We start from the raw sequence: 262 nt of genomic DNA, 5'->3' as shown, positions 1-262 counted from the left end.
CTGGTGGAGGTAAGCGGGATCGAACCGCTGACCTCTTGCATGCCATGCAAGCGCTCTCCCAGCTGAGCTATACCCCCTGCGAAAGGAAAAGTCCCAAACTCCGGACTATCCAACCTCAAGGTAGCCTGAACAATCAGACTACTTCAACTTTTAACAGCCCGACGGCAATCGGACTATTTTTCTACCTGGCGTCCCCTGGGGGATTCGAACCCCCGTACTCACCGTGAAAGGGTGATGTCCTAGGCCTCTAGACGAAGGGGAC

The 262-nt window shown here is 55.0% G+C and carries 2 tRNA genes; both read right to left on the bottom strand.

Features of this window, described 5'->3' with window-relative positions:
• Position 1 precedes the first annotated feature (1 nt).
• Positions 2–77 (bottom strand) — tRNA-Ala (locus HWE04_RS24315).
• Positions 78–186: 109 nt separating this feature from the next.
• Positions 187–262, bottom strand: a tRNA-Glu gene (locus tag HWE04_RS24310).

Origin of the sequence: Herbaspirillum sp. C7C2 (genome assembly GCF_022627865.1) — a bacterium.
In the GTDB taxonomy this organism is placed as follows: Bacteria; Pseudomonadota; Gammaproteobacteria; order Burkholderiales; family Burkholderiaceae_D; genus Herbaspirillum; species Herbaspirillum frisingense.
This window is presented reverse-complemented; position numbering and strand designations above follow the sequence as displayed.